The following is a 21,240-nucleotide window of genomic DNA, read 5'->3' as shown; positions in this document are numbered from 1 at the left end:
AGGAGGGGGGCTGTGGCGTTCCCCCACGACCCGCTGGAGACCGACGTCAGCATCCTCATCGACGGCCAGTGGGAACAGGTCGCCGCCGAGGTCTACACCCGGTCGCCGATCTCCATCGAGCGCGGGCGCGCCAACGAGGCGTCCGCCGTCGCCCCGTCCAAGGCCACGCTGGTCTTCAACAACAGGAGCGGAGACTGGTCGCCGCGCAACCCGCGCAGCTCCCGCTACGGAAAGATCGGCCGCAACACCCCGCTGCGTATCGCCCTGCCCGGCACCGTGCCGTTCCTGGCGCTCACCGGGGACCCCGCCGACTTCGCCGCCACCCCTGACACGGCCGCCCTGGACGTCGTCGGCGATCTGGACTTGAGGGTGGAGTTCACCGCCACCCGGAACGGGCCCGCGACACAGAACCTGATCGGGAAGTGGGACGACACCGCCGGAACGCAGATGTCGTACCTGCTCCAGCTCTCCACCACCGGACAACTGCGCCTTCGCTGGTCGTCGGACGGGGCCGGTACCGGGGCCAAGAGCTACACGTGGCCCATACCCGCAGAGCTGCCGCGCCGTGTGGCGGTGAGGGCCGCTCTGGACGTCGATGACGGGGCGTCCGGTTACATCGTCCGCATGTACTGGGCGCCGTCCCTGGCGGGGCCCTGGGCCCGGTTCGACGCCGATGTGCGAGGCGCCGGGACCACCAGCGTCCACGCCGGAACCGCGCCCCTGAGCATCGCGCCCACCAGCCCGGCATCGGTCACACCGGGCGTTCCCCTGAACGGCATGGTCCACGCGGCCGAGGTCTACAACAGCGCGGGCACCCTCGTCGCCTCGCCCGACTTCACGGCCCACCCGGTCGGCACCACAACGTTCGCCGACGACACCGGCAAGGTGTGGACCCTGGCCGGCGGGGCGGAGATCACCAACCGCCGGTTCCGGCTCCACGCAGAGGTGCCGTCCTGGTCCCCGCGCTGGGACGTCTCGGGCCAGGACATCGAAACCCCGGTCGAGGTCGCGGGCATCATGCGCCGGCTACTTCAGGGCGACAAGGCCCTCGACAGTGCGCTGCGCCGCAGCGTGCCGACCTCTCAGGGGATATTGGCGTACTGGCCCATGGAGGAGTCGGCCGGCGCCACACAGGCGTACTCGCCGATGGCGGGCGTCAAGCCGATGAAGGTCACCGGCATGCAATTCGCCCAGGTCGACACCCTGCCGTCGTCGTCTCCGCTGCCCACCCTCAAGGCTCCGTCCTCGATCCTGGCTACCGCCCCGGCCCCGCCCGCCGGTTCCACCGGTTGGTGTGTGACCTGGCTCTACCGGCTGGACCAGGCCCCGGCGGTCGAGCGCACGTACATGGGCATCACCGGCAGCGGTACGGTGCGCCGGTGGGCGTTCACGTTCGCTGCCTCGATCTCCCGCATCGTCGGCTACGACTCCGAGAGCAACGAGGTCGTGAATCAGGCGGTCGCCACGTCCGGCGACTTGTTCAACCAATGGGTACAGGTGATGTTCCGCGCGCGGCAGTCCGGCGGATCGGTGGAGTGGCGCATCGACTGGCAGGACCCCGGTGGCGACGCCGGCGGCTTCTCGGCCACCTACACCGGAACGATCGGCCGGTGCACCGGAGTCACCAGCCCCTCGGCGGGCTTCCACGCGGACCTCGACGGCATGGCACTCGGGCACATCGGAATCTTCTCGCTCTACCAGCCCGCCGCCTACGCCGGCGCGGTCACCGGCTACGCCCCCGAGACGGCCCTGTCCCGGATGGCCCGGCTCACGTCCGAGGAATCGAACGTGCCCCTGTCATGGGTCGACGGCAACAACGAACAGGACTCGGAATGGATGGGCCCCCAGCGACCCGGCAAGCTCATGGACCTGCTCCAGGAGGCGGCCGACGCGGACGGCGGCGTGCTGTACGAGAACCGTGACGCGCTCGCCCTCATCTACCGGGACCGCGGCACCTTCTACAACCAGACACCCGGCCTCGTCCTTGACTACGCGGCCGACGGCGAGGTGGCCCCGCCGCTCGAGCCACTGGACGACGACAAAGACGTACGCAACGACCGCACCGTTTCACGCCTGGGCGGATCCAGCGCACGCGCGGTTGTCGAAGACGGGCCGCTGTCCGTCCACGCCCCGCCGCTGGGCGTCGGCACCTACGACGACAGCGTCACGCTCAACGTGTTCTCCGACGCACAGACCGAGCGGATCGCCAACTGGCGGGCGCACTTGGGCACGTGGGACGAAGCCAGATACCCCTCCGTCCACGTCAACCTCGCCGCCGCACCGCACCTGATCGACCACGTCCTCGACCTCGACATCGGCGACCTCATCCGCATCAACAACCTGCCCGAGTGGATGCCCCCGGGCCCCGTCGACCTGCTCATCCAGGGCTATTCGGAGGTCATCGACCAATACGCCTGGGACATCACGTTCAACTGCACCCCGGCCGGCCCGTGGGAAGTCGGTATCAGGGATGACGCGAACCAGGGCCGACGGAACACCGCAGGGTCCGCGCTGGCCACCGCAGTGGACGAGGACGACACCACCCTGTCCGTAACGACGACGGCCGGCCCGCAGTGGGTGGACGCCTCCGTCGCGTACGAGTTCCCCCTGGACGTCATCGTCGGCGGGGAAGCCATGACCGTCACGGGGATCACCGGGTTGGTGCAGGACGTCTTCGCCCGCACCGTCACATCCGGCTGGGGCATCGCTTCCAGCGGCCAGGCGTGGACCACCACCGGCGGGGCCGCCGCCGACTATGCAGTACAGGGGGCGTGACGTGGCTGACCTGTATCCCTCCTACGCGGCCCTCGCGGCGGCCGAGACCGAGGGCGTCGACTACACCCGTACGTCGGTCATCCCCTCGGGCGCGACGTGGGCGTCGATCGCGATCCACGGCGGCGGAATCGAACCCGGCTCGGGGGAAATGGCGAAGGAAGTCGCCGGGACCCGGATGAGGTTCTTCGAGTTCGCCGGGATCAAGACCAGCGGGAACGTCGACCTCCACCTGACGTCCACCGTGTACGACGAGCCGACCGGTATCGCGCTCGTCGCCGGGGCCCGCCGCTGCCTCAGCTTCCACGGGTACGCGGGGGATACGGATGTCGCGGACACGGCGGTCGGCGGTCTCGATGCGGTGCTCGTCTCCCGCGTCTCGATGGCGCTGCGGGCCGCTGGTTTCTCCGTGGTCGACGCGCCGTCGGAGATCGCGGGCACGGACCCGCTCAACATCTGCAACAAGACGACCACCGGTGCCGGTGTGCAGTTGGAGTTGTCCCGCGCGCAGCGGGCCGCGTTCTTCCCGGGCGGCGACCTCAGCAGGGCCATGAGGGACAGCGGGCAGAGAACGCCCGCCTTCTACGCCTACGCCGCGGCGGTGCAGTCCGTCTACGAGGGCCGTGGCCTGGTGTCCCTGACGAGCATCAACGTCAGCCGGTACACGCTCATCCCCGCACCGGGCGCCGATGTCGACCTGACGGCCACGGTCAGCACGGACAAGCTCGCCGTCGGCGGCAGCCACCTCCCCACCCTCGTCGCCCGCTACGCCGACGCGTCCAACTCCTACCTGGCCCGGCTCGACTTCACGGGCACGCAGACCGTGATCCTGACGCTCCGCAAACGCCTGGCGGGCACCGAGACCCTTCTCATCCAGCAGACAACCGACTTCACCCACGCCGCCGACCGGCGGTTCCGCATCCGATTCCAGATCCTGGGCACCACGCTGCGCGCCAAGACGTGGCTCGACGGCCAGGGCGAGCCGCCCGCGTGGAACACCGAGACCACCGACACCAGCCATTCGGCGGCCGGGCAGATCGGCACGCGCTCGATCCTGTCCACCCTGAACACCAACGTCCTTCCCGTCACGGTGTCGTGGGGGGACTTCCTCGTCGCCGGACCGCAGACCTTCACCGTGACCCGCTCGGTCAACGGCATCGCCAAGCCGCACGCGGCCGGGGCCGGCGTCGAGGTCGTCCGGCCCACCGTACGAGCACTCTGAAAGAGGCAGCATGCCCGATCTGCTGGCGGGGTCCACCGTGACCGGCCTGGATACGCCTGCGACGCAGTACGACGACGACCAGACCGACGTCAGTGTCAGCGGCATCGCGTTCGTCACCGGAAGTCCGGTCGTCGGCGTCGCCTTCACCGCACCCACCACCGGACGAGTACGGATCGACTGGCACTCCCGATTCCAGCCCGCCACCGCCAACCACATGCAAGTCGGGTTTGCCCTGCGCACCGGCGCCATCATCGGCAGCGGAACCCTGATCCAGGACGGATTGAACGAGACGTGCCTGGAAGCGCCTCCGGTGTCCGGCCCGTCCGGGCGGGTACAGGGCGCCATGTTCATGATCCTGTCCGGCCTGACACCAGGGGCGACGTACAACGCCGTCACCTGCCACCGCATGGTCGTCGCCGGTACCGGAACAGCCTTCTCGCGATCCATCGGCGTCACCCCCTGCACCTGACGAAAGGGCCCACTCCAATGGCGAACCATGTCCTGCTCACCGAGGCGGGCGCGCGGCTCGCGCTCCTGTCCTGCGTACTCCGCAACACAGGCAGCGGGTGGGAGATCCTGGCCGACACCGGGCACAACCCCTCGGGCGTCACGGGGGTGACGCAGCACGCCACGTACCTGGAACTCCAGCACACGACCACCGCCGCCAAGGTGTCGTCAATGCAGGTGACGCCGGACGAGACGTTCGCCGCGCGCGGACTGCGCGTCGGCGCGTCCGTGGGCTTGGCCACGACCCGCCTGTATCTGTACACCGCGCTGCCCACCGGCGGCGCCGCGGTCCCGCCGGCCGATCCGGCGACGGTCGTCGCGTCCAGCGGCAACCTCTGGGTGAGCGCGTTCATGGAACTCCCGCCCGCGCCGTAGACCCACCCCGCGTTCCGAGCCTCGAGCCGCGACGGCCGGGGCTTCCGTCATGCCCCGAGGAGGGCCCATGAAGCTCGTCACGCGCTCCCAGTGGGGGGCCCGCGCCTACCTGACACCCAACGGCGCCACCCTGTACAGCCGTTCACGGCGGGGCGTGAAGGTCCACTACCTCGGCACCGCCTACACCGACCGCGCACACGACAAGTGCGCCGCCTACGTGCGGCAGATCCAGGCGCAGCACATGGACGGCAACGGCTGGTCCGACATCGGGTACAGCTTCGTCGTCTGCACGCACGGCTACGTGTTCGAGGGTCGCGGCCTCAAGCGCCGCAACTCGGCGAACGGCAACACCGCGCTGAACGAACAGGACTACGCCGTCATGGCCCTGGTCGGCTCGTCCGGCCTCACGAAGCCGACCGGTCCCCAGCTCGACGGCGTCCGCGACGCCATCGACCACTGCCGCGAGACCGGCCCGGCCGGTAACTGGCTCGGCGGGCACCGCGACGGCTACGCGACCGCCTGCCCCGGAGCCGCCCTGTACGCGTGGGTCCAGAAAGGCGCCCCCCGCCCCACCACCAAGGAAGAGGACGACATGCCCATCAGCGATGCCGACGCCGAGAAGATCGCCACGAAGGTGCTCACCATCGACGGGGTGATCGACAACCCGAACACGGCCACCGCGAAGGCGAATCCGTACATCTCGGCGGAGACCGCGCTCCGCAACATCGAGATCGTTGCCCGCCGCACGGAGACCAGGGTCGCCGCGCTCGCCGCGACGAACACCGAACTCGTCAAGACCGTTGCGACCCTCGCCGCCGGCCTGGGCGATCTCGACCCCGAGGCGATCGTGGCCGACCTCACGGCCGCGATCGAGGGCATCGACATCCGCCTCGACGCCACCACCTGAAGAAAGGGCACCACCATGAGAGTTTCCGCCTTCGCCAAGGCCGTCGCTGCGGCGTTCGCCGCCGGTTCCGCCGCCGTCGCCACCGCTGTCCAGGACGGCACGTTCACCACCGGGGAGGGCGTGACCGTCGCCCTGGCCGTCCTCGGCGCCCTGGGCATCACCTACGCGGTGCCCAACAAGCAGCCGGCCGCCTGATGGCAACGCCCGATCCGGGCGTGTACATCAGCCCGGCGCAGACCTATCAGGAGGTACGGGACCTGGCCAGAACCGTCGACCGCATCGAAGCAAAACTCGACGGCGTCCTGGACGAACAGCGCGACATCCGCAACGACGTCGCCGACCACGAGACCCGGCTCCGCACCCTGGAGCGGGCCCGCTGGCCCCTGCCCACCGTCGCCGTACTCGCCGGAGCAGCCGGCACCGCCACCGGCGTCCTCGCCCTCCTCCGCTGACACGCACCGCGCCCCCTGTCTGGCCTCTTCGGAGGCCGGACAGGGGGCGCCTTCGTCGTGTGTGCGTGGTCAGCGGGTGCCCCGGACTCCTGCCGCGCGGCAGATCTGCCGAACCCGCTCTCGCGACAGCCCGGTGATGGCCACGATGTCCTGTTGCTTCGTCCCAGCTTTCGCGGCGTCGGCGATCGCTTCGTGAAGGGTGCGGAGCGCGGTGTCGGTGGCGGCCTTGAGCCGTTCGTGTTCTGCGTGGGCTGCGGTGACGGTGGTGAGGGGGTCTGTGGCCATGACCCCAGTATGCCACTGCCATTTGGCGTAGGCCAACTCTACTTGACATGCCAAACGGAGTTGGCATAAGATGGTGTCACACCGAGAGAGAGGGGAGGGAACAGAATGAACCGAGAGGATGTGGCCTTCATCGCCACCATCGCCGGTGCGATCCTTACAGGGATCGGCGCGATGGGGTCGGTGGTCGCCGCGTGGTTCGCCCGCGAAGCTGTCAAGCGTCGCGGACGGCACCGCCGGTGACAGGCCGGAGGGGGCGAGATCTAGTCGCCCCCTCCGGGGTCCCATCCTCTCAGACCGCACACCACCCAGCAGCAGGAAGGAGAAACCAAATGAAGCAGACGCTCATCCGGTACGGCGACGTCATCGCCGTCGCGGCCGGCGGAATCACGATCGCGGCGGCCGGCATCCTCGCGCCGGCGCACCCCGCCGTCTGGATTGCCTGGGCCGTCGCGGCGATGGCAGTCGCCGCGGCGAGGCTCTACCGGCACCAGCTCCGCCGCCGGTGACCTCAGCCCCACCTTCCGCGCCCCGCCCTCCTCGAGGGCGGGGCGCCTTCGTCGTCCATGGACGTATGCCGCCGCCGGGCGCACGCTCGTACCCTGGCTACACGCGACAGCAGACGAAGGGGCACACCGTGGACATCCCCGACGACCTCAGCACCGGCGAACGGATCAAGGTCCTGCGCGAATCGCGGGGCATGTCCCGCGCGGTCCTCGCCGGCCTCTGCTCCCGAGGTCCTGACTGGCTCAAGAAGATCGAATCGGGCGAGCGGGAGATCGACTCCCACACGCAGCTCATGCGCCTCGCCGTCGGGCTCCAACTCGCCGACCTCAGCATCCTCACCGGCGTCCCTGGCGGTGTCGCGCAACCCGTACCGCTGGGCAGGCTCAACCATCCCGGCATGCCCGGCATCTGGGCGGCCATCATGAACCGAACGCTCGCGGTTACCCTCGGCGCCCCCGAGGCCGCCACCGCACTCCAGGCACGCGTTGACCAGACGTGGAAACTGTGGCACACCTCCAGCCACAACCGCACGGAGGTCGCCGCGCTCCTGCCTTCCCTCATCCGGGACGCCGAGGCAGCCACACGTGCACACGGCGGCGGCGACCGACGTGCCGCCCTCGTCGCCCTGTCCGACGTGTACCGGCTCACCGGGCAGGCGACCGCCTACGTGGCACCGGCCGAGTTGGCGTGGGTCGTTGCTGACCGCGCGCTCACGGCTGCGCAGAACGCCGACCACCCGGCCGCCATAGCGGCAGCCGCCTGGAACATGGGCAACATCCTCCGAGAGACCTCGTATCCCCATGAGGCCCTGCGGGTGGTGAACGAGGCGGCCGACCTCATCCGCCCACATCTCGACGGCGCCCCGGACGACTGGCGCGGCGTGTACGGCGCCCTCCAACTGCACGCCGCGGTGACGGCCGCCCGCGACGGCCAGGACGGGGACGCCTGGCGGTATTGGGACGCGGGCGACCAGGTCGCCAAGTCGCTGCCGGTGTCGTACGTCCACCCGAGTACGGTCTTCGGCAGGGCCAACGTCGACTTCCATCAGGTCTCCGTGGCCGTGGACTTGAAGCAGTCTCGGAGCGCGCTCTCCCGCGCCGACGACCTGGATCCCGACATCATGCCGTCGACCGAGCGGCGCGCACGCCTGTGGGTGGAGGTCGCTCGCGGGCACCTCCAGCGGGGCGACCGCACGGCCGCGCTGAAGGTCATGCAGATGGCCCATGACATCGGCGCCGAGACGGTTGCTTACACGCCGTCCGCCCGCACAGTGGCCGCCGACCTCTGGCGCAACTCGCCGCGCTCCATGAGGGGCGAGACGGCGGCACTCGCTGAGAAGGTCGGCATTCCCACCGCCGGATAGGGGGACAGGCTGGGACAGGGGGACAATCTGTCCCCCTTCTCACCCGCTCAGCCCCTTACGGTGACGGACCGTCAATCACCCGTCACCACAAGGGGCTTTTCATGTCGTTCACCGCCTCGCACGCCTCCCCACAGCGAGCGGCCTTACCGACCGGTGATCACCTCACCGGCGAGGTACGCGTACCCCTGGCCGTGTACGCGCTCGACCAGGTCCAGGCGCACGTTCCGCTCGTCCTGTCTCGGCGTGAAGCGGAGGATCTGTTCGCGCGCCTGGCCGACCTGCTCGCGCCCGCCGGGCGTCTCGTCGGGGTACCGCGGTGACCGGGCCAGCGGCCACCGAGCTGCCTCCCGTCGAGTCCCTGACCGAGCGCCAACTGCGGGGCGTCGACTGCGTGCTGTGCCAGACGCGCCTCAACAACGCCACGGCCGTTGACCTCGGCCGACGCGAGGTCGACGCGCACGGCATGAGGACGCTGTGGTACCCCCGGACGTGCGCTGGATGTGCGCCGTGACGCGCCTCGGCTGGCAGGTGCGTGACCGGCCGTCCGGCGACGCCCTGTACCGGCAGCGCGTCACCGTTACCGGCGCCGCCGACGTGATGGTCAAGGAACCGGCGCCGGGCGAGGCGGCCCTGCACGCGCTCATGGACCACACCGACAACTGCACTGCCTGCCACGTGCGTACGGACGGCGGGTTCTGCCAGGCCGCCGCCGAACTGGTGCGCGCAGAGAGGAAAGCCAGACGATGACGATATTGGGATCCGGGACAACGCTCGGCCTCAAGCCCCTGTGCTGGGCACTCAAGCCCAGGACACAAATCCGGTGTGTGCGGATCGGCCCCAACCACGACGGCGACCACACCAACACCTACCGCGACGGCGGCGTCGCCTGGCCACAGGTGTCTGAGGAGAAGCGGTCACCGAACAGCGCGGCTGCCTGAGACTCCCTCGCCCGTGGTTGCGGCGGCGCGCCACGGGCGAGGGGCTGAACTGCCCCGGCCGGTGTCCACCCCCGTTCGCCGACCGGGGCGCTCCTTTCGGCTCGTGCGCGTATCCGAGCCGAGAGGAGTACCAAGACCCCCGCCTGGCCGGGCGTATCCCGGCCAGGGCGGTGACCGAAAGCAAGTACGTCTACGGAAGGGGACACCTCATGGGGCACACACTGAGCGCATGCGACCACGAATGGACCGAGTGGAGCGGCAAGTCCCGCTGCCGTAAGTGCGGCGAAACGCAGCAGTAACCGAGTTGGCGGGGGCGTCGGCAATCCCGGCGCCCCCCTTGCGCTACGGAGGGGACACATGATCGAGCGCGTGGAGTGGGAACAGCTACCCGCCGGCCTCCGGGTATCTGTGGAAGTACGGACGGGCGCCGTGGTCGCGGCGGAGCTGGTGCCTCAAGGGCTCAACTGCACGGTCGCGTTGGCACTGACCACACAGCGCGGGCCGCTTTTTTTCAAGGGCGTCCGCGAGGACGACACCGAAGGCGTCGCCGCGCTCCGCTGGGAGGAACAGCTCAACCCCACAGTCAGGGGCGTCAGCCCCACCATCCGCCACACCTTCCGCTCGGACGGCTGGTACTGCGCGGCGTTCGACTACATCGAGGGCAGGAACGCAGACCTCGGACCCGGCTCCGCAGACCTGGACACCGTGGCGCTCACCCTCCACCGCATGCACCAACTCCGCCTGCCCGACCTCACGATCCCGCCGCTCGCCGACCGGTTCAGCGGACATCTGCTGCCAGGCGAGGAGCAGGCACTGGCCGGCGGACACCTCCTGCACACGGACACCAACCCGCACAACATCATGATCAGTGGCGGTAACGCCTACGTAGTCGACTGGGCCATGCCCGCAGTCGGCCCGGCCTGGGTCGACGCGGCATACACCGCGGTCCGCCTCATGGAGTACGGCCAGTCTCCGGCCACGGCGCTCGCGTGGCTGAACACGATCCCCAGTTGGCGCCGCGCGGACCCGAAAGCTGTCGCGGCATTCACCTCCGCCACCTGCCGACGGTGGACAGCCACCGTCGGCGAGAAAAGCGCGGCAGCCAGCAACACCCGGATTCAACACCTCACAGCCTAAACGGGCCGCCAAACGGCGCCCTGGGCTCCGTGTGTGCTCTGCTCCCGGCCGCTGTGACGGCTGGGGTACGTCGCGGTGCGATCCTCTGCGCGAGGTGTCTTCCACCCAGATGGTGGAGCCGCGGCGGCCGGTCTGCCTCGGATCCCTGCGATGGGGTCCGAGGCAGCCCCGCTCGGGGGGCGATTCTCCGTCGAATCATTCACAAACTCAGGCCAAGCGCCTTTCCCTAGATTGGTCCGACGCCACCAGCGTTTATGCAGGTGAGCACATCGCTAAAGCTCGCACACCTTCTAAGCGCTTGGCCGCAGGTTCGAGTCCTGCCGGGGGCGCCACCGACTCTCTCGCCCGACGGGCGTTCGTGGAGTCCGGCGGGCACCGCACCGTCGGGGCCCCCGGGCTCCGGTCAGAGACGATGCGCCGCGTCGGCTTTCGCGGGTGGAGCGGGCCATGACATCAGAAGGTCGAGTGCCTCCCGGATGAGGCCGGTCAGTTTCTCCGCCGGCTCGTCCCGGCCGCGCAGCCACTGTTCTTTCGCGGTCTGCACCGCGGCGCCCACTACTCCGACGGCCAGGCGCGGGTACATGTCGGCTTCGGGGTCCACCCCCATGCGTGCGGCGAGCACACCCGCCAGCGTGTGGCCCTGCTCCGTGATCCGTTCCAGGCTTCTGGCCAGCAGAGGCGGGTTGGCCATGATCAGGCGCTGGACTCTCAGGTAACGCTCGCCGTCCTCTCCCGAACTGCCGTCGATCACGGCGAGGGTGGCGGCCCGTAGTGCCTCCAGCGGGGATTCCGTGGCCGGACGTGCGGCGAGTTCACGGAGCAGGGCGGCGTTGTTGTCGTCCTCGTACCCGAGGATCACGCCTTCCTTCGAGCCGAAGTAACGGGTGAGGGTGCGGGGCGAGATCTCCACCACCGCCGCGATGTCCTCCAGGGATGTCGCGCGGAAGCCCTTGCGCTCGAACAGGTCGGTCGCCGCTTCCATCAGCGCCCGGCGCGTGAGGAGCTTCTTCCGTTCCCGTAGCCCTGTCGTTTCCGGGGCATTCGCACTCACGAACAGCCCAGACCTTTCCTGTGTACGAGGCGTCGCCGCAAAGTACCCCCGGCCGGACACCGATGCAACCGATCCGGCCACCTCCTGGCAGTCGGGTGCGGAGCATCATCACGAGTGCTAATTTGTCGCTCGCGGACATTTTGCATCTCGTGCACCAATCTTCCAACTGATGGGTACGCCATGGCAGTTACCGCCTACAGCACCCTCTCCAACAGCGGGGCTCCGCTTCCGATGCCGGTTCCACGCGAACAGGAATGCCCCTTCGGTCCGGCTCCCGAGGTCGCCTCGCTCAGGACAGACCTCCCGGTGGCCCGCGTTGTCGGCCCCACCGGCGTCGAGGCATGGCTGGTGACCCGCTATGCCGACGTACGTGAAGTGCTCGGCGACCCCGAGCGTTTCAGCAACCGTTCCGGACAGACGCCGCACATCCTGGCCGACCCGCCGCCCGACGCACCCGTGACGGAGGGGGCGTTCTCACGGATGGACGGGGCCGATCACCTGCGGTTCCGCCGGATCCTGGGGCCCGAACTCTCCTCGGTCAAACGCATCGAGCGGCTCCGCCCCACGGTGCAACGGCTCGTGGACGAACGGCTGGACGCGCTCGGCGACTCGGCCCCGCCGATCGACCTCTACCACCAGTTCGCCGTACCGCTCACCTCCACCATCATCGCCGACCTGCTCGGAGTCCCCGCCGCCGAGCACGCGCTGTTCCAGAACGCCGGGGCCGCGCTCTTCAACGCGAGCGCCCCGGAGCGGAAAGCCGCCGCGTACAAGGCACTCTTCGACTATCTGCGCCCCCTCGTACAGCAGCGGCGACTTGAGCCCGGTGATGACGTCCTCAGCAACCTCATCGCACGCGGCGACCGCAGCGACCAGCCGTTCACCGACACCGAGTTGGTCATGGCGGCGGCCGGCCTGCTGATCGCGGGCTTCGACACCACCGCCAGCATGATCAGTTACGGCGTACTGGCACTCCTGCACCACCCCGACCAGCTCACCGCTCTGCGAGAAGACCCCGCACTGGTACCGGGCGCGGTGGAGGAACTGGTGCGGTTCCTCGGGGTCGGCGTGGGCATCATGCGCCAGGCCACCCGTGACACCGAGATCGCCGGACAGCGCATTCCGGCGGGCGATTTCGTCGTCGCCGCCATCCAGTCCGCGAACCACGACCCGGACCAGTTCCCACAGGCGCACCTCCTCGACGTGACGCGCGAACCCACCAGGCACATCGGATTCGGCCACGGCCCGCACCAGTGCGTCGGCCAGCAACTCGCCAGGCTCGAACTGAAGGTCGTACTCGACACATTGCCGCGCCGAATCCCCAGCCTGCGCCTGGCTGTTCCGTTCGCGGAGATCGAATTCAAGACCGACACCGTGGTCACCGGCCCCACCGCTCTCCCGGTCACCTGGGACGAGGTGCTCTGATGGCTCTGATGGCTCCGACGCGCGTGCGCACCGAGGCCGTGATCCGACTGGACGACGGCGCCTGAGAACGGCCCGATCTACCGAGCCACCCCACCGTTCATCGAAACCGTTCATCGAAAATAGAGTTTTCGGAAACTTGATTTTCGATGAGCTGGATGCCTACAGTTCTGATGTCGGTTACGGACGAATGGGGTGTGGCATGGCGGAGGTGCTGGCGGCGTCGGGCCGCCGCAAACTCACTCCGGAGCGGGAGCGTGAGCTGCTGCGGGTGACGGCGGAGCTGGTCGGCGAGATCGGGTACGACCAGGTGACCATGGCCGCTATCGCGCGGCGGGCCAGGTGCAGTACGGCGACGCTCTACCGGCAGTGGGAGAGCAAACCGCGGCTGGTGGTCTCGGCGTGGAGGGTCCATGAGGCCGAGAGTGGGCGTGAGCTGGCCCAGATCGACACGGGCAGTCTGCACGGGGACCTCAAGGGCGTCGTGCGGTATCTGATGGCCGGGGACCCGACCAAGGACACGTTCGCGTCGATGTCCGCCGCCCTCGTGCGGGACGAGGATCTGATGGAGATCGTCCGCGAGATCCTGATCCATCCGATCCTGCGGGATCTCGCCCAACTGCTTGACCGCGCGGTGGCCAGAGGTGAGATCTCGGCCGGCAACCCGGTGATCGCTCTGGCGCCCCAGATCCTGCTCGGCCCATGGCTCGCACAGGACATCCTCTACGGCACCCCAGCCACGCCGGAACTGATGGAGACCATTCTCGACACGGTTCTCCTTCCCGCACTGGCACCGCAGGCCGCCCCCCTGTGACCTGACCTGACCTGACCTGACCTGACCTGATCTCCGCGCCCCCCCGCTGGGGGGGCAGTCCCCCGGCGGTGTGCCGACCGTATCCGTCGGCGATCTCCGAACCCGAAGACCGGCCTGAGCGCCGCCTCTCTACTTCCGTCTGCCCTTCGAAGCCCCGCACCCGCCCCGCACCACGTGGCGTGCCGGGCTCACGGCACCGCACGTCCAAAAGCACCTCGATTGGAGACCAACCCCCCATGGCTACCTTCCTTCACGGGATCGGACGCGCAGGTACTCGGCATGATCCTCGACATGCGTCCGCCACCAGGACGGTGACGGCCACGGCCCTCACTCAAGGTGTTGCGCGGCGCACGCTCAATGACAGTGGAAGGGGCGTTGGGGTTGGTCAAGCGGTCCTGCAGAGCGCCGTCGTAGACCTCCGTTTCTCGCGCGAACGCCTGGGGCCGGCGATGCCGCTCGATCACCCCGATAAAGCCGCGTAAGCGCCCACCAAGAGGTCCTGCTCGTGCGTCAACGCGGCCGAGCCTGAATCTCCCTAACCGAATTTTCCCGAATCGTCGATCGCCTCGAAGAAGTCTCGGATACTTGATTGAATATACGGAGACTTATCATCAAGGATATCGAGAAGCTCCTTCACCTCACCGACGAGATCAGGAAAAGAGCGCCAGATTTCCGATCCGCGAGTCAGAACTGCAGTCAGCAGGTCGTCATCGTAGAAGCCACCATCGGATTGCTCCTGGGCAGTATCCTGTAGGATTTCCAGAGCTAGCGGAAGAAGCCAAGGCAGTCCCACGTCCTGCCCAATCATTCTTGCCATTTCGTGCGCACTTAGGCTACCGATGGGGCGCTTTCGCATAGCATACACAGCGCGCATCAACCCCGTCGCATTTTGAGGCACTTCGGGCCAGGAGACTCCTTCCAGGTCCTCCAGGGACTTTCCCTGGTCAGGCGTTCCATTCATTGCAGCTCCACTTCCCGTAACTGAGGCACTCACCAAGAAAGAATTCACTGAAACCGCAATGGATCAGCGCGCGACATGAATCAACGATGGCCGATCGAATGAAGGAACCCGTTGAGGTTATTGAGTAGCTTGTTCACTTCACTTCGCTTTGCCAGTAGCACATCGAGCCCTCGGTCCGTAATCGAATCCGGAACATTTCTGATCTCCAGGTCGATCACCTTCCGTATCCTGTCCAGTCCATTCCTCGCCTGAGTCAAATCAGAAATATGGTCGAAGGGAACGCCGTCCGGCCTCCTTGCGACCACCTCGCCGCTTGCCTCCCTCCTCGCCGCATCGTAATGATTGTGATTGGGCAACGAGTTTATCTCACCCAGTGGGTCTCGCCTGATATTTTCCAACTTCTCAAATGCTAGCTGTGCCGCCCTACTCAGCCCCAACCCTTCGTATGGGGCCAGCCCGAGAGGGTCGGACCAAGTTGTGGGATTCTGCACGTAGACGCAAGGATTCGCAGTAGGAAGCAACCCCAGCGGGTCACCGGTGAGATAGCGACCGGATTCCGTCTCGTAGTAGCGCAGTAGATTGTAGTGTAATCCAGTTTCGAGGTCACAGTACTGCCCCGGGAAACGGAGTGGCGTGTGGGTGCTGCTTTTTACGGCCCACGCCGTAGCTCCCCACAATGTACTCCGTGCGTACCAAGCGATCGCTCCATCCTCGTCGACAAGCTCCGTCGAAGTTCCGATCGCGTTCGTTACGATCGAGAAAAATCTCTCATTGATTGTGTGTGGCGAGGAGCCGTTGGAGAGAATCCGTTCCGTCTGCGCCAAAGGGTGCAGACCCTGATGGTCCCACGTCAAAACAATTTGGTTGCGCAACGCCTCAACTTGTTTGACTTCTTCACACAGCGTAATTCCGTCCCAGGCGAATGTCACCCGTTCCCGGACCGCTTTCCCATCCTCGGAAAGGCGCTTTTTGGCAATGCGCCGGCCCAGCGGGTCGTACTGGTAGCGCCATACCACCCCATCCGGTGTGGTCGCCGAGTGCATGCGGTCCTCGGCATCCCACTCGTATCTCCAGGTGTCCGGTTTTCTGGAGAGGCGGGTCTGCTGGCGGAGAGTGATGCGACCGAGTGCATCGTGTTCGTACCGGACGTTGCCCGCGCGGGTGATCGTGGTGCCGGAGTAAGCGCGAGAGCCTGCCGCGTCCTGGCCAGGGTGCGTTGCCGGCCATGAGGCTTCGGTCTGGTTGCCTGCTTGGTCGTATGTGTAGCTTTCCGTCCAGCCCGCCGCCCGAACGACGGTCACGCGGCCGACTGCGTCGAGGGTGAAAGTCTTCGTGCCGGAGAGTTGGTCGGTGAGGCCGGTCAGGTGGCCGTCGGAGCGGTAGGTGTAGTCGCGATGTTGGATGGTGCGGCCCGCTCCGGTGACCTGCTGGGTGGTGAGGCGGCCCATCTGGTCGAACTGTGAGGTCAGGCTGACGCTGTCGCCGATATGCCGGCCAACCTCCTGGCCCGCCGCATCGTGTTCGAATTGGAGGACTCGGCCCGATGTGGTGAGTGAGGTGCGTCGACCTGCCGCGTCATATGTCCAGGTGCTGACCGCGCCGTTGGGGGTGGTGCGGCCGATCCGGCGTCCGAGCCGGTCGTACTCGAATGTCATCGTCCGACCGTTGACGGTCTCGGAAACGAGGCGCCCGTATCGGTCCCGGAGGTATGTGACGGTCGCGTCCGCGTTGACTGCCTCGGCGAGTTGGTCGGAGAAGTCGTAGGCAAAGGTGGTGACGGCTCCGGCGGCGTTCTTCGATACCACCCGGTCCAGTTCGTCCCGCTCGTAGCGGATGGTCTGGCCGAGGGCGTCGGTGCGCGCGGTCAGGCGGCCTGCCATATCGCGGTCGTAGACCAGGGTGCGGTTGTCGAAGTCTGTTTCGGAGACGAGGTGTCCGGCCGCGTCGTAGACGTAGTTCCAGGTCAGACCTTGGGGGTTGAGGACCTGGGTGAGGCGTAGTTCGTGGTCGTGGGTGAATTCGTAACGCACGCCGTCGGGGCCGGTGCGGGACGTCATGAGGTCGAAGTGCGTGTATTCGAAGCGGGAGACGGCACCCATGGCGTCGGTGTGGGTGAGGCAGTTGCCCTCGCCGTCGTAGGTCCAGGACTGTGTGGTGCCGTCAGCGTCGATGCGGCGGGACAGTCTGCCCTCAGGAGTCCACTGGAGGCGGGTGACCGCACCGAGCGGATCGGTGAAGGTCGCGGGGCGGCCGAACGCGTCCCGCGTGAGGCGGGTGGTTGCGCCGAGCGGGTCGGTCACCTCGACGGGCAGGCCGACCGCATCACTGCGGATACGGGTTGTGTTGCCGAGCGCGTCCGTCACCGAGGTCGCGTGGCCGGCCTCGTTGTAGGTGGTGCGTGTCACGGCGCCGGATGCGTCGGTGACAGCGAGACGGTTACCGCGCTCGTCCCACTCCTGGCGGACCACGGTCCGGTCCGGATTGGTGACCCGCGCAGGGAGCCGCAGGTCGTTGTAGCGTACGGACACCTCCCGGCCGTCCGGGCGGACCGCCTTGGTCATGCGGCCTGACGCGTCGTATTCGAAGCGGTTGGTGCGGCCGAGCGGGTCCGTGCGGGACAGCAGGCGGTTGTAGCGGTCGCGTTCGAAACGGGTGGTCGCACCCAGTGGGTCGATCTCGGCGACCACCTGGTGGCTGTCATTGACCACGTAGCGGTGGACAGCTCCGCCGCTGCTGGTGACGGTGGTGACGCGCATCCCGCTCTCGGGATCGATGTTGTCGTAGTCCAGGCGCAGTGCCATGTGGCCTGCGGCGCCGCCTTCGGTAACGCACCGGTCCCGGTCGTCGTAGGCGTAGTCGTACCGGCTGTTGTTGGTGTCGGTCCAGGAGATGACCCGCCCGCGGTCGTCGTAGGCGAACCGGAGCGGGCGCCCTGAGGAGTTGATGACCTCGGTGAGGTGGCCGTCGGTGTAGCGGTAACGGAGGATTTCCTGGTCGGTACCGTCCGGGCCAGCACCCGCGAGGTGGAGTGCGGTGATCCGGCCCTCGCTCGTGGTGAGTTTCAGGTGGTAACCGCCGCCGTGGACGATCGAGGCCGGCGCTGCGGTCTCGTCGTACTCGAACTGGATCCAGTTGCCGTTACGGTCGTCGATCTGCGCCAGAAGCGCGACACTCCCAGCGGCATCCGAGGTGAAGTGCCGTATTCGCCCGCTGTCCGGATCGGTGATCCTGTAATCCCCGGCAGAGTCCAGATCCATTGGCCACCGCGGGCCATGACTGGGCATGACCGGTACACCCGGCGCGGGGTGCGGATAGGACAGCAGCAGACCGTCCTCGCAGACGAAGACGACCCCCTGGGAGTCGATCTCCAGCCGCTGATCGGCCGTGGAGGACCACGAGGGCCCGAACCACCGGCCCGCGCGGTAGTCGGAGGCGACCCTTCGGCGGAAGATCAACGGCAGCGTCCCCGGCAGGATGATGTCCGTCTGGGGCAAGTACATCGTTCCCGTGGCCAGATCGACCGGGTCCGTGGGGTCTCTCTCCACTCCCCTGTCCGGCTTCGACGACTTCGCCGGGTCCTCGGCACCCCTGCGCGCGGCGCTCTCCGCACCATCGGTCACCCCGTGCCGCAGGCCGCCTTTGATCAGGCCGCCGCCTTTGGTGCCGGCCAGTTCGGGGACGAGCCGGCCGACGAATTCCGACGGGTCGCTCTTGGCCGAGTCCAGGGCGTTCTTCAACGCGCGGTCCGGGTTGGCGACAGTGGAGACGAGGCCGGCGAGCGTCGTGTTGACGCCTTTGTTGTACTCGGCCGGGTGGGTCAGGTTGTACGGATCCTGGGGGTTGACCGAGCGGACGAAGTTCACCAGCCCCGCGGTGCCCTTGACGACACCACCCGCGAAGTGCGTCAGCTCAAGGCTCTGGCCGACCCCGAAGTCCATGAACTCCTGCTTCGCCCGGTCCAGACCGGTGGGCTCCTTCGGGGCGTGCGCCATCGCAGCGGTGACCGCCGCCTTCGCCGCCTCGGCCGCCTCATTACGCGCCCGCCGGGCACGCTCCAACATCTCCCGCGCATGCCCGCGCTTCACCGCGCCCGGGTCGGTGAACGTTCCGGGGTGGGGAAGGGGGGCGTCGCTGGTGCGGGCGGCGTTGTACGCGTCGGCCTTCTCGTTGAACGCGGCCGCCGCAGTTTCGTAGTCCGCCCTACCCTCCTTGAACAGGGCGACCGCCTCACCGGCCCTGGCCTGCGCACCGGTGACCGTCTGCGCATACGTCTCCAGCGCCTTGGCCGCGGCCTCGAACGCGTCCGCCGCGCGCAGCCAGTCCGTCGGCAGCGTCTCGAATTCGGCCCGGAAGGCATCGGCCCCCTCGCCCTTCCAACGGCCGGCGTCGAGCTTCTTCATCCCGCCGCCGACGAGATCGAACGCCTTCTGGAAGTCCCGGAGGTTCTTCACCGCCGCGGTGATCTTCTCCGGCCTGCCATGGACCAGCTCGTTCGCTTCCTCACTCTGCCCGAGCTGCCGCTCCCCGACCTGCGCGCCGAGCGCCGAGGCGGTCTCGTCCCCCCAGTCCTCGACCGCGTCCGCCCACCCCTGCGCGCCGACCCTCTCCAGACCCGAGCCGACGACATCGGTGCCCTTGTCGATGCCCTCACCGACAAGCTCCTTGCCCTTGTCGACCAGCTTGCCGGCACCGTCGTAAAGGTCTCCGCCGATCTTTCCCCAGTCCGTCATCAGCGGTCCTGCCCCCACCGCGGCTGCCCGGCCTGATCGATCGTCTCCTGCGACGGGTCGAACCGCTCCTTCAGCTCCTCGTCCACCGCCGCCCGCACCTCCGGGTCGAGGAGCCCGCTGCGTTCCATCGAGTCCAGCGCCGAGTCCTCCGCGTCGTAGATGGTGTTCTGCCAGGTCTGCTTCACCTCGGCGTCGGCCTCGCGCATCGACTCCTCGCTGAAGTCCGGGTCGTCGAACGCGGACTGAGTACTGATCGTGTCCCAGCTCATGCCCTTGACCTCGTCCTCGGACAGATGCGGATTCCCGTTCAGCGAGTTCACACCGATCTTGATCGAGTCCTTCACGTAACTCTCCTGCTCCGCGTACGAGCCCGCCGACAATCCCACCCCCTGAGCGAACCCGTTCCCCTTCAGCGTCAGCGCCCGCACACCCCACTCCCACCGCTCACAGAACGCCTTGAACTCCGACGCCAGCCCGCCGTGCCCCAACTCCAGCCCCGACAACACCAGATCCGAAAACCCCCGCCCCACCGACGCCTCACCGATCATCCCGAGATCCTTCAACTCCGCATGCGCCAGATCGATCCCCTTCACGATCGCCGCCAACGCCTCCGCAGGCACCTCAAGACCCGGACCCTCCCCACTCACCGCAAACCCCCGCCATCCACCGCGACCGCCTCCGGCACGATCCCCGCCACCGGCGGGAACAACACCCCACCACCCTCACCACCCGCATCCAGAGCCACCCCCGCCGGCCCCGGCAACAACGGCACCACCACATCCAGCAACCGCGCACCCAACACCGCCCGGTACACCCAATCCCGCCCGCCCTCACCACGCGCCCGCGCGAACCTCCCCAACGCCACCTCGTCCGAGAACGCACAAATCCAACGCACACCACCCTGCTCCGCCGACCACAAATCCCCGGCCTCATCCAACGGCACCAACACCGCCGAACGCCGAAACTCACCCAGCAACACGGCAAACTCCCGCCGCCCCACCACCACCGGATCAAACTCCACCGTCCTGACAGTCAGTTGTTCCGGTGCCTCGCGCGATGCCGGAAGCGACTCCGAACCATCGCCGTCAGCCAAATCCGCGATCTTCGAACGCCGAACAGGAAACTCCGCCACGTCATCCCCGCAATCGAACATGACCAAATGCTGTCACGACCCGAACACCAAGAGCAACGAGTCAAAGGAGCCAACCAGCCACAACCCGGATTCGGCCCCTCGGTCGGCGATCACCATCGAGTCGGAATCCGGGACGCGCCCCCTTCCCGCTCTCCTTGAAAAGGGCGATCCCACATACCTCCCACAGACCTCGTGACGCTTCGTCGGGTAGACCTATCGTCACCGCCTACGCCAGGGCGTCATCGGCGCGCAGGCAGACGCCGCCCGGGCGCCGCGGACTTCGGCGCGATCCTTGCGCAACTCGTCGTTGAAAGGCGCGGCGCGCCGGGTATGGACCTGGTGTCGTGGACGATTCCCCACCCCGCCCGGCTCTCGGACGAGGAGATCATCCACCAGCTCTACTGCTTCGTCGGAGCGGGGACCATCGGGCACCATCCCCACCGCCGCGTGGATCGCCTCGGCTCTGCCGCTCTCCTGGCCGACGACGAGGACAAGTACGAGTACGAATACACCAGGGCTCTGAGCGGCGGCACCGTCACCATCCGCCGCGCCGTGGACGAGGTGTTGTGGACGTAGTCGTCGCTCGCGAACTTCGCCGTGTACCAGGCCGTACGTCCCACGACGCCTTCGGGGACATCGCCATCCCGCCCGCCACCGATGAACCCGCC

24 protein-coding genes are annotated in these 21,240 nt (G+C 67.7%); 18 read left to right on the top strand and 6 right to left on the bottom strand.

Features of this window, described 5'->3' with window-relative positions; translation table 11 throughout:
- Positions 1 to 12 precede the first annotated feature (12 nt).
- The 7 genes from OG329_RS28690 to OG329_RS28660 all read left to right on the top strand — a co-directional run bounded on the left by OG329_RS28690 (position 13) and on the right by OG329_RS28660 (position 6,235).
- A complete protein-coding gene (locus tag OG329_RS28690; RefSeq protein ID WP_405799269.1) occupies positions 13 to 2,775 on the top strand; it encodes a hypothetical protein in 2,763 nt (920 codons plus the stop codon).
- A 1-nt stretch (position 2,776) separates the two neighbouring features.
- Positions 2,777 to 3,994, top strand: a complete 1,218-nt coding sequence (locus OG329_RS28685) for a poly-gamma-glutamate hydrolase family protein (protein WP_405799267.1) — start codon at positions 2,777 to 2,779, stop codon at positions 3,992 to 3,994.
- 10 nt (positions 3,995 to 4,004) lie between these two features.
- Positions 4,005 to 4,463: a hypothetical protein gene (locus tag OG329_RS28680; protein ID WP_405799266.1), complete on the top strand. Its 459-nt coding sequence runs from the start codon at positions 4,005 to 4,007 to the stop codon at positions 4,461 to 4,463.
- Between the two features lie 17 nt (positions 4,464 to 4,480).
- A complete protein-coding gene (locus OG329_RS28675; RefSeq protein ID WP_405799265.1) occupies positions 4,481 to 4,876 on the top strand; it encodes a hypothetical protein in 396 nt (131 codons plus the stop codon).
- Positions 4,877 to 4,943: 67 nt separating this feature from the next.
- Entirely contained in the window at positions 4,944 to 5,783 is an 840-nt protein-coding gene (locus OG329_RS28670; RefSeq protein WP_405799263.1) for an N-acetylmuramoyl-L-alanine amidase, read from the top strand.
- Positions 5,784 to 5,798: 15 nt separating this feature from the next.
- Positions 5,799 to 5,978: a hypothetical protein gene (locus OG329_RS28665; RefSeq protein WP_405799262.1), complete on the top strand. Its 180-nt coding sequence runs from the start codon at positions 5,799 to 5,801 to the stop codon at positions 5,976 to 5,978.
- Positions 5,978 to 6,235, top strand: a complete 258-nt coding sequence (locus tag OG329_RS28660; RefSeq protein ID WP_405799260.1) for a hypothetical protein — start codon at positions 5,978 to 5,980, stop codon at positions 6,233 to 6,235. Before OG329_RS28665 ends, OG329_RS28660 begins: the two co-directional genes overlap by 1 nt.
- 69 nt (positions 6,236 to 6,304) lie before the next feature.
- On the opposite strand, the gene OG329_RS28655 is transcribed toward OG329_RS28660, so the two are convergent.
- Entirely contained in the window at positions 6,305 to 6,520 is a 216-nt protein-coding gene (locus OG329_RS28655; protein ID WP_405799258.1) for a hypothetical protein, read from the bottom strand.
- Positions 6,521 to 6,625: 105 nt separating this feature from the next.
- Here OG329_RS28655 and OG329_RS28650 point away from each other — a divergent pair, with 105 nt between their 5' ends.
- The 8 genes from OG329_RS28650 (at position 6,626) to OG329_RS28615 (ending at position 10,462) form a co-directional block, all read left to right on the top strand.
- The gene (locus OG329_RS28650) at positions 6,626 to 6,760 is read left to right on the top strand and encodes a hypothetical protein (RefSeq protein WP_405799257.1); all 135 of its coding nucleotides are present in this window, start codon (positions 6,626 to 6,628) and stop codon (positions 6,758 to 6,760) included.
- Positions 6,761 to 6,849: 89 nt separating this feature from the next.
- Complete coding sequence (locus OG329_RS28645; protein WP_405799256.1) at positions 6,850 to 7,026, top strand: hypothetical protein; 177 nt, start codon at positions 6,850 to 6,852, stop codon at positions 7,024 to 7,026.
- Positions 7,027 to 7,154: 128 nt separating this feature from the next.
- Entirely contained in the window at positions 7,155 to 8,387 is a 1,233-nt protein-coding gene (locus OG329_RS28640) for a helix-turn-helix domain-containing protein (RefSeq protein ID WP_405799254.1), read from the top strand.
- 101 nt (positions 8,388 to 8,488) lie between these two features.
- Positions 8,489 to 8,707, top strand: a complete 219-nt coding sequence (locus OG329_RS28635; protein ID WP_405799252.1) for a hypothetical protein — start codon at positions 8,489 to 8,491, stop codon at positions 8,705 to 8,707.
- Positions 8,704 to 8,898 (top strand): hypothetical protein, encoded by a 195-nt coding sequence (locus tag OG329_RS28630; RefSeq protein ID WP_405799251.1) that lies wholly within the window; start codon positions 8,704 to 8,706, stop codon positions 8,896 to 8,898. Before OG329_RS28635 ends, OG329_RS28630 begins: the two co-directional genes overlap by 4 nt.
- Complete coding sequence (locus tag OG329_RS28625) at positions 8,895 to 9,134, top strand: hypothetical protein (RefSeq protein WP_405799250.1); 240 nt, start codon at positions 8,895 to 8,897, stop codon at positions 9,132 to 9,134. Before OG329_RS28630 ends, OG329_RS28625 begins: the two co-directional genes overlap by 4 nt.
- Positions 9,131 to 9,325, top strand: a complete 195-nt coding sequence (locus OG329_RS28620; protein WP_405799248.1) for a hypothetical protein — start codon at positions 9,131 to 9,133, stop codon at positions 9,323 to 9,325. The genes OG329_RS28625 and OG329_RS28620 overlap by 4 nt, the downstream gene beginning before the upstream one ends.
- A 357-nt stretch (positions 9,326 to 9,682) precedes the next feature.
- Positions 9,683 to 10,462, top strand: a complete 780-nt coding sequence (locus tag OG329_RS28615) for a phosphotransferase (RefSeq protein WP_405799246.1) — start codon at positions 9,683 to 9,685, stop codon at positions 10,460 to 10,462.
- A 403-nt stretch (positions 10,463 to 10,865) separates the two neighbouring features.
- Here OG329_RS28615 and OG329_RS28610 read toward each other — a convergent pair whose 3' ends face one another.
- Positions 10,866 to 11,513 (bottom strand): TetR/AcrR family transcriptional regulator, encoded by a 648-nt coding sequence (locus OG329_RS28610; RefSeq protein WP_405799244.1) that lies wholly within the window; start codon positions 11,511 to 11,513, stop codon positions 10,866 to 10,868.
- Positions 11,514 to 11,693: 180 nt separating this feature from the next.
- On the opposite strand from OG329_RS28610, the gene OG329_RS28605 reads away from it, so the two are divergent.
- Both OG329_RS28605 and OG329_RS28600 read left to right on the top strand, forming a co-directional pair.
- A complete protein-coding gene (locus OG329_RS28605) occupies positions 11,694 to 12,938 on the top strand; it encodes a cytochrome P450 (RefSeq protein WP_405799242.1) in 1,245 nt (414 codons plus the stop codon).
- A gap of 199 nt (positions 12,939 to 13,137) precedes the next feature.
- Entirely contained in the window at positions 13,138 to 13,749 is a 612-nt protein-coding gene (locus OG329_RS28600) for a TetR/AcrR family transcriptional regulator (RefSeq protein WP_405799241.1), read from the top strand.
- A 535-nt stretch (positions 13,750 to 14,284) separates the two neighbouring features.
- Here the strand turns inward: OG329_RS28600 and OG329_RS28595 are convergent.
- The 4 genes from OG329_RS28595 to OG329_RS28580 all read right to left on the bottom strand — a co-directional run bounded on the left by OG329_RS28595 (position 14,285) and on the right by OG329_RS28580 (position 20,593).
- Positions 14,285 to 14,710: a contact-dependent growth inhibition system immunity protein gene (locus OG329_RS28595; protein ID WP_405799239.1), complete on the bottom strand. Its 426-nt coding sequence runs from the start codon at positions 14,708 to 14,710 to the stop codon at positions 14,285 to 14,287.
- 80 nt (positions 14,711 to 14,790) lie between these two features.
- A complete protein-coding gene (locus OG329_RS28590) occupies positions 14,791 to 19,440 on the bottom strand; it encodes a putative T7SS-secreted protein (protein WP_405799237.1) in 4,650 nt (1,549 codons plus the stop codon).
- Positions 19,440 to 20,087, bottom strand: a complete 648-nt coding sequence (locus OG329_RS28585; RefSeq protein WP_405799235.1) for a hypothetical protein — start codon at positions 20,085 to 20,087, stop codon at positions 19,440 to 19,442. Before OG329_RS28585 ends, OG329_RS28590 begins: the two co-directional genes overlap by 1 nt.
- Positions 20,084 to 20,593 carry an SseB family protein gene (locus OG329_RS28580; protein ID WP_405799234.1) on the bottom strand — a complete coding sequence of 170 codons (510 nt, stop codon included), beginning with the start codon at positions 20,591 to 20,593 and terminating at the stop codon, positions 20,084 to 20,086. Before OG329_RS28580 ends, OG329_RS28585 begins: the two co-directional genes overlap by 4 nt.
- Before the next feature lie 309 nt (positions 20,594 to 20,902).
- Here OG329_RS28580 and OG329_RS28575 point away from each other — a divergent pair, with 309 nt between their 5' ends.
- Entirely contained in the window at positions 20,903 to 21,148 is a 246-nt protein-coding gene (locus tag OG329_RS28575) for a hypothetical protein (RefSeq protein WP_405799233.1), read from the top strand.
- The last annotated feature ends 92 nt before the right edge of the window (positions 21,149 to 21,240 follow it).

The organism is Streptomyces sp. NBC_01506 (genome assembly GCF_045040295.1).
Taxonomy (GTDB): Bacteria; Actinomycetota; Actinomycetes; order Streptomycetales; family Streptomycetaceae; genus Streptomyces.
The sequence above is the reverse complement of the archived record's forward strand: the minus strand, read 5'-3'. Positions and strand labels throughout refer to the sequence as shown.

Excerpts from the sequence above, each read along its gene's own strand:
- OG329_RS28680 (WP_405799266.1), top strand. The coding sequence starts at position 4,005 with ATGCCCGATCTGCTGGCGGGGTCCACCGTGACCGGCCTGGATACGCCT.
- OG329_RS28675 (WP_405799265.1), top strand. The coding sequence starts at position 4,481 with ATGGCGAACCATGTCCTGCTCACCGAGGCGGGCGCGCGGCTCGCGCTC.
- OG329_RS28670 (WP_405799263.1), top strand. The coding sequence starts at position 4,944 with ATGAAGCTCGTCACGCGCTCCCAGTGGGGGGCCCGCGCCTACCTGACA.
- OG329_RS28665 (WP_405799262.1), top strand. The coding sequence starts at position 5,799 with ATGAGAGTTTCCGCCTTCGCCAAGGCCGTCGCTGCGGCGTTCGCCGCC.
- OG329_RS28660 (WP_405799260.1), top strand. The coding sequence starts at position 5,978 with ATGGCAACGCCCGATCCGGGCGTGTACATCAGCCCGGCGCAGACCTAT.
- OG329_RS28655 (WP_405799258.1), bottom strand. The coding sequence starts at position 6,520 with ATGGCCACAGACCCCCTCACCACCGTCACCGCAGCCCACGCAGAACAC.
- OG329_RS28650 (WP_405799257.1), top strand. The coding sequence starts at position 6,626 with ATGAACCGAGAGGATGTGGCCTTCATCGCCACCATCGCCGGTGCGATC.
- OG329_RS28645 (WP_405799256.1), top strand. The coding sequence starts at position 6,850 with ATGAAGCAGACGCTCATCCGGTACGGCGACGTCATCGCCGTCGCGGCC.
- OG329_RS28635 (WP_405799252.1), top strand. The coding sequence starts at position 8,489 with ATGTCGTTCACCGCCTCGCACGCCTCCCCACAGCGAGCGGCCTTACCG.
- OG329_RS28620 (WP_405799248.1), top strand. The coding sequence starts at position 9,131 with ATGACGATATTGGGATCCGGGACAACGCTCGGCCTCAAGCCCCTGTGC.
- OG329_RS28615 (WP_405799246.1), top strand. The coding sequence starts at position 9,683 with ATGATCGAGCGCGTGGAGTGGGAACAGCTACCCGCCGGCCTCCGGGTA.
- OG329_RS28605 (WP_405799242.1), top strand. The coding sequence starts at position 11,694 with ATGGCAGTTACCGCCTACAGCACCCTCTCCAACAGCGGGGCTCCGCTT.
- OG329_RS28600 (WP_405799241.1), top strand. The coding sequence starts at position 13,138 with ATGGCGGAGGTGCTGGCGGCGTCGGGCCGCCGCAAACTCACTCCGGAG.
- OG329_RS28595 (WP_405799239.1), bottom strand. The coding sequence starts at position 14,710 with ATGAATGGAACGCCTGACCAGGGAAAGTCCCTGGAGGACCTGGAAGGA.
- OG329_RS28590 (WP_405799237.1), bottom strand. The coding sequence starts at position 19,440 with ATGACGGACTGGGGAAAGATCGGCGGAGACCTTTACGACGGTGCCGGC.
- OG329_RS28580 (WP_405799234.1), bottom strand. The coding sequence starts at position 20,593 with ATGTTCGATTGCGGGGATGACGTGGCGGAGTTTCCTGTTCGGCGTTCG.
- OG329_RS28575 (WP_405799233.1), top strand. The coding sequence starts at position 20,903 with ATGGACCTGGTGTCGTGGACGATTCCCCACCCCGCCCGGCTCTCGGAC.